This is a genomic window from Streptomyces boluensis, from assembly GCF_009908195.1.
Classification (GTDB): domain Bacteria; phylum Actinomycetota; class Actinomycetes; order Streptomycetales; family Streptomycetaceae; genus Streptomyces; species Streptomyces boluensis.
On sequence record NZ_JAAAHS010000444.1, the window covers coordinates 1 to 5,625 of the forward strand.

6 protein-coding genes are annotated in these 5,625 nt (G+C 71.3%); 1 reads left to right on the plus strand and 5 read right to left on the minus strand.

Annotation, left to right across the window (positions count from 1 at the left end; all coding sequences use genetic code 11):
* Positions 1–117: 117 nt before the first annotated feature.
* On the minus strand, positions 118–777 hold the full coding sequence (locus tag GUY60_RS33255; RefSeq protein WP_376771346.1) for a uridine kinase family protein: 660 nt from the start codon (positions 775–777) through the stop codon (positions 118–120).
* 122 nt (positions 778–899) lie between these two features.
* Here GUY60_RS33255 and GUY60_RS33260 point away from each other — a divergent pair, with 122 nt between their 5' ends.
* A complete protein-coding gene (locus tag GUY60_RS33260; RefSeq protein ID WP_161704686.1) occupies positions 900–1,313 on the plus strand; it encodes a hypothetical protein in 414 nt (137 codons plus the stop codon).
* A 137-nt stretch (positions 1,314–1,450) separates the two neighbouring features.
* Here the strand turns inward: GUY60_RS33260 and GUY60_RS33265 are convergent, their stop codons facing one another.
* The 4 genes from GUY60_RS33265 to GUY60_RS33280 form a co-directional block, all read right to left on the minus strand.
* Positions 1,451–2,341, minus strand: a complete 891-nt coding sequence (locus tag GUY60_RS33265; RefSeq protein WP_161704688.1) for an aldehyde dehydrogenase family protein — start codon at positions 2,339–2,341, stop codon at positions 1,451–1,453.
* Positions 2,334–3,782 carry an aldehyde dehydrogenase family protein gene (locus GUY60_RS33270; protein ID WP_161704690.1) on the minus strand — a complete coding sequence of 483 codons (1,449 nt, stop codon included), beginning with the start codon at positions 3,780–3,782 and terminating at the stop codon, positions 2,334–2,336. Before GUY60_RS33270 ends, GUY60_RS33265 begins: the two co-directional genes overlap by 8 nt.
* A gap of 15 nt (positions 3,783–3,797) precedes the next feature.
* Positions 3,798–4,760 carry a deoxyribose-phosphate aldolase gene (gene deoC, locus GUY60_RS33275; protein WP_161704692.1) on the minus strand — a complete coding sequence of 321 codons (963 nt, stop codon included), beginning with the start codon at positions 4,758–4,760 and terminating at the stop codon, positions 3,798–3,800.
* A gap of 81 nt (positions 4,761–4,841) precedes the next feature.
* Entirely contained in the window at positions 4,842–5,411 is a 570-nt protein-coding gene (locus GUY60_RS33280; protein WP_161704694.1) for a PH domain-containing protein, read from the minus strand.
* Positions 5,412–5,625: the final 214 nt, after the last annotated feature.

Sequence of the window (5,625 nt, forward strand, 5' to 3'; positions counted from 1 at the left end):
ACGGGGATACGGGGAAACAGCAGCGGGACCGGAAGGCCGGGGGGCCTACCGGTCCCGTCGCCATGTCAGGACCCAGCGCCATGTCAGGGCCCGGCCCCGGCCGTACCGTTCAGGCCGTCACGCCGGGTCGGGGGCCGAACTCCGCTTCGTACCACGGGCCTTCACGCACCGTCCGGCGGCCGCCGCGGCGAGCCGGCCGAGGGCTTCCTCCTTGCCGCAGGGGTGCGCGCCGAGCGCGGTCTGCCGGGCCACGATGGCGCGTTCCGAGCGCATCAGGCGCCAGCCGCGGCGCAGCAGGAACGGCACCGACTTGCGGCCCTGCTTGAGATCGCGGGCGAGCCGCCGCCGGAACGTCGTCGAGGGCCGGCCGCGCAGGCACAACGCGTCGGCCAGGATGCCCAGTTCACGTACCCGCTCCACGATGTCCGCGGCGAAGATGCCCTCCGCGATGAACAGCGGGGTGCGCTCGATGCCGAACACCTCCTCGCCGACCCGCGCGCTCACGGAGATGTCGTACACGGGGACTCGCGTGCGGCCGGTGCGGCACAGCTCCTCGACGGCGGCCACGGCGGCGTCCGCGTCCCAGGAGGCGGGGGAGTCCCAGTCGACGTCCCGGCTCTCCGCGACCAGCGGGAGTGTGGGGTCGTCGCCCTCTTTGTAGAAGTCGTCGAGGCGCAGCACCGGGAGGCCGGAGCGGGCGGCGAGGCGGGTCTTGCCGGCGCCGGACGGGCCGGTCAGCAGGACGACGCGCGTCGGTATCGGGGGATGGGCGGTCACAGGACACCAGTGTGCGGCATTCCCTCGCACAGGCGACCCCGTGGGCCGTTCTTTGAAAGCCGCATCACATCTCAATTACGCTGCGTGTGCAATCGATTACGGCCCGAACAGGTGGCGTACCCATGGCACGACATGCAGCACATCGAAAGCCCGCGCACCGCACGCTGATGCGCGCCGGACTGACCCTCGCCGCGGCGGGCGCGGCGCTCGCGGCGGGCGGTGCGGCCACGGCGAGCGCGCAGCCGCTCGCGGCGCCCGCGGCGGCGGACCTCCCGGTGCCGCTCGGCGACCCGGACCTCGCCGCGGCCGGGTCGGCGGTGACGGGGGCGCTGCCGTACGCGGTGGCGCCGGTGAAGGACATCAAGCTCGACCCGCTGGCGAACACCGGGGTGGACCCGCTGGACAACGCGGTCGGCACCCAGGTCGCCGACTTCCAGTCGGTGTCCACGGCGGCAGCGACGGGCCCGCTCACACAGGGCGGCACGCTGCGCGACCTGCCGGTGGTGTCCTCGGTGACGGGCCTGCTGCCGGGCTGACCGGATCCGGCGGAACGGTTCGGCAGGGCAGGTGAGTTGCCGTACGCGAAGTGTCGTACGCGCGGTGTCGTACGTGAACGGCGGAGCGCCGGGTGGGCCAGGAACGGCCCACCCGGCGCTCCGCCGTGTCGGGGGTGTCAGTACGAGGAGCCGGACGCGCCCAGCGAACCCGTCGGGTGCCAGACCGTCTTCGTCTCCAGGAAGGCCGTGAGCCGGTGCGTGCCCGGGTCCGCCGTCCAGTCGTCCACAGGCTGTGGACGCAGGACGCGCTTCAGGTTGTCGGCCGCGGCGACCTGGAGCTCCTTGGCGAGCACCTCGTCCGCGCCGCACAGGTCAAGGCCGTTGACGTCCTGGTGCGCGGCGAGCGGTGCGGCGATCTCCGCCGTACGGCCCGAAAGGACGTTGACCACGCCGCCCGGCAGGTCGGACGTGGCGAGGACCTCGCCGAGGGAGAGCGCGGGCAGCGGCGACCGCTCGCTCGCGATGACGACCGCCGTGTTCCCGGTGGCGATCACCGGCGCGAGCACGGACACCAGGCCGAGGAACGACGACTCCTGCGGGGCGAGCACGGTCACCACGCCGGTCGGCTCGGGCGACGACAGGTTGAAGTACGGCCCCGCGACCGGGTTGGCGCCGCCCGCGATCTGGGCGACCTTGTCGGTCCAGCCCGCGTACCAGACCCAGCGGTCGATCGCGGCGTCCACGACGGCGCCGGCCTTGGACTTCGACAGGCCCTCGGCGTCCGCGACTTCACGGACGAACTGCTCGCGGCGGCCCTCCAGCATCTCGGCGACGCGGTAGAGGACCTGACCGCGGTTGTAGGCGGTCTTGCCCGCCCAGCCGCCGAAGGCCTTGCGCGCCGCCACGACCGCGTCCCGCGCGTCCTTACGGGACGACAGCGGAGCGTTGGCCAGCCACTCGCCCTTGCCTGAGGTCACCTCGTACACCCGGCCGCTCTCGGAACGCGGGAACTTGCCGCCCACGTACAGCTTGTAGGTCTTGAAGACGGACAGTCGTGCGTCAGACATCGAGGTACGCCTCCAGACCGTGGCGGCCGCCCTCGCGGCCGAAGCCCGACTCCTTGTAGCCGCCGAAGGGCGAGGTCGGGTCGAACTTGTTGAACGTGTTGGCCCAGACGACCCCGGCACGCAGCCGCTCCGCGACGGCCAGGATCCGGGACCCCTTCTCCGTCCAGATGCCCGCCGACAGGCCGTACTGCGAGTTGTTGGCCTTGGCGACGGCCTCCTCCGGCGTACGGAACGTGAGCACCGAGAGCACCGGGCCGAAGATCTCGTCGCGCGCGACGGTGTGCGCCTGCGTGACGTTCGTGAACAGCGTGGGCGCGAACCAGTAACCGGAGGACGGTAGTTCGCAGGGCGCGGACCAGCGCTCGGCGCCCTCCGCCTCGCCGGTCTCGACGAGCGCCGTGATCCGGGCCAGCTGCTCCGCGGAGTTGATGGCACCGATGTCGGTGTTCTTGTCGAGCGGGTCACCGAGGCGGAGGGTGGTCAGGCGCCGCTTCAGGCTGTCGAGCAACTCGTCCTGGACCGACTCCTGTACGAGCAGCCGGGACCCGGCGCAGCAGACCTGCCCCTGGTTGAAGAAGATCCCGGAGACGATGCCCTCGACGGCCTGGTCGATCGGGGCGTCGTCGAAGACGATGTTGGCGCCCTTGCCGCCCAGTTCGAGCGTGAGCTTCTTCTCCGTACCGGCGACGGTGCGGGCGATCTCCTTGCCGACGGCCGTGGAACCGGTGAACGCCACCTTGTTCACGTCGTCGTGCGCGACGATCGCGGCGCCCGTGTCGCCGTATCCCGGAAGGATGTTGACGACACCCTTGGGCAGCCCGGCCTGGCGGCAGATGTCCGCGAAGAACAGCGCGGAGAGCGGCGTCGTCTCGGCGGGCTTGAGCACCACGGTGTTACCGGTGGCGAGGGCGGGAGCGATCTTCCACGCGAGCATGAGCAGCGGGAAGTTCCACGGAATGACCTGACCGGCGACGCCGAGCGGGCGCGGATCCGCGCCGTACCCCGCGTGGTCGAGCTTGTCGGCCCAGCCCGCGTAGTAGAAGAAGTGCGCGGCGACCAGGGGGAGGTCCGCGTCGCGGGTCTCCTTGATCGGCTTGCCGTTGTCGAGGGTTTCGAGGACGGCCAGCTCGCGGCTGCGCTCCTGAATGATCCGAGCGATCCGGAAGAGATACTTCGCCCGCTCGGCACCCGGCAGCGCGGACCACTTCTCGAAGGCCTTGCGCGCGGCCTTCACGGCCCGGTCCACGTCCGCGGCACCGGCCTGCGCCACCTCGGAGAGGACTTCCTCGGTCGCGGGGGAGACGGTCTTGAAGACCTTGCCGTCGGCGGCCTCGGTGAACTCGCCGTCGATGAAAAGCCCGTACGACGGGGCGATGTCGACGACGGAACGCGACTCGGGGGCGGGCGCGTACGCGAAGGGATTGTTTGTGGTTGGGGTCATCTCAGCCATGTCGGATCAGTCCACCGTCACGTAGTCGGGCCCGGAGTAACGCCCCGTGGCCAGCTTCTGACGCTGCATCAGCAGGTCGTTGAGCAGGCTGGAGGCACCGAACCGGAACCAGTGGTTGTCCAGCCAGTCGGGCCCGGCCGTCTCGTTCACAAGGACAAGGAACTTCACGGCGTCCTTGGAGGTACGGATGCCGCCCGCGGGCTTCACCCCGATCTGCACGCCGGTCTGCAGCCGGAAGTCACGCACGGCCTCGAGCATGAGCAGCGTGTTGGGCGGAGTGGCGTTGACGCCGACCTTGCCGGTCGAGGTCTTGATGAAGTCGGCCCCGGCGATCATGCCGAGCCAGGAGGCGCGCCGGATGTTGTCGTACGTCGACAGCTCGCCGGTCTCGAAGATCACCTTGAGCCGGGCCCGCGTACCGTCGGCCCGCTCGCAGGCCACCTTCACGGCGCGGATCTCCTCGTACACCTTCAGGTACTTGCCGGCGAGGAACGCGCCGCGGTCGATGACCATGTCGATCTCGTCCGCCCCGGCGGCGACGGCGTCACCCACATCGGCCAGCTTCACGTCGAGCGCGGCCCGCCCGGCGGGGAACGCGGTGGCGACGGACGCGACGAGCACGCCACTGTCGCCGACGGTCTCCTTCGCGGTCGCGACCATGTCCGGATAGACACAGACGGCCGCGGTACGCGGAGTCGTACGGTCGGTCGGATCGGGATGGACGGCCTTCGCGCCGAGCGCCCGGACCTTGCCCGGGGTGTCGGCGCCCTCCAGGGTCGTCAGGTCGATCATCGAGATGGCCAGATCGATGGCGTACGCCTTGGCCGTCGTCTTGATGGAACGCGTCCCGAGCGCGGCGGCGCGCGCCTCGAGTCCGACCGCGTCCACGCCGGGCAGCCCGTGCAGGAAGCGGCGCAGCGCACTGTCGGACGCGGTGGCGTCGGCGAAAGCAGATGCAGTGGTGGGCATGGTCACCAGGCGAGCATATCTACGCGCGTAGCGGCTTGTATAGGGGGTGGGTAGGTCGGGGGTCCTGAGGTGTGGCCGGGCTCAGCCGGTGGCGACGAGGATCGCGAGCAGTACGGCACCGGCCAGGCAGGGGGCGAGGATCTCGTACGCCCAGCGCACCGTGGGTTCGCCCTGCGCGCCGGGGTCGGAGGCGTGCTGTTCGGCGAGCTCGCGCAGGTCGTCGAGGGCCTGGTCGGCGGGGGCGCGGGTGCGACCGGAGTCACGGCCGGACAGGATCGTCGACGTACGCCCGTGCGGGTCCTCGACGGCGGCCCGCACCTGCTGCCGCGCGGCCCGCTTGCGCGCCCGCAGCGAGACGGGGATCGCCCACAGCTGGTACTTCCCGCCACCGCTCGCGAAGACCTCGCTGGAGTACCCGGCCCGCAGCCCCTCGACGGCGGCCCAGGGCAAGGTGATGGTCCGGAACGGGTTACGCACCCGCAGCCGCTCGGCGCCGGCGAACACGGCTGGCCGCACGGTGTACGCGACGACCAACGGCACGAGGAACAACAACCCGGCCAACGCGAGCCACGGCGTCCGCCCGTCCCCCCGCACGAGCGCGTCCCCACCGAGCCAGACAGCGAGCGCGAGCAGGAGGACGCCTCCGGCGATTGCGGAGGGGGAGCGGAAGGTTCGGTCGGCGTACTCGGGCTGTACGTCGGCGTCCTGCCCCTCGGGTCGCGTCTCGGCCTGTGCGTTGGCGTCTGCCGAGGTGTCTGCGTGTGCCGAGGTGTGTGCGTCCGCCGAGGTGTCTGCGTCTGCCGGGGGAGCTGCGGGGGTGGGCTGCTCGTCCGGCTGATCTTCGGGGCGCGGGTCGGGCTGGGGG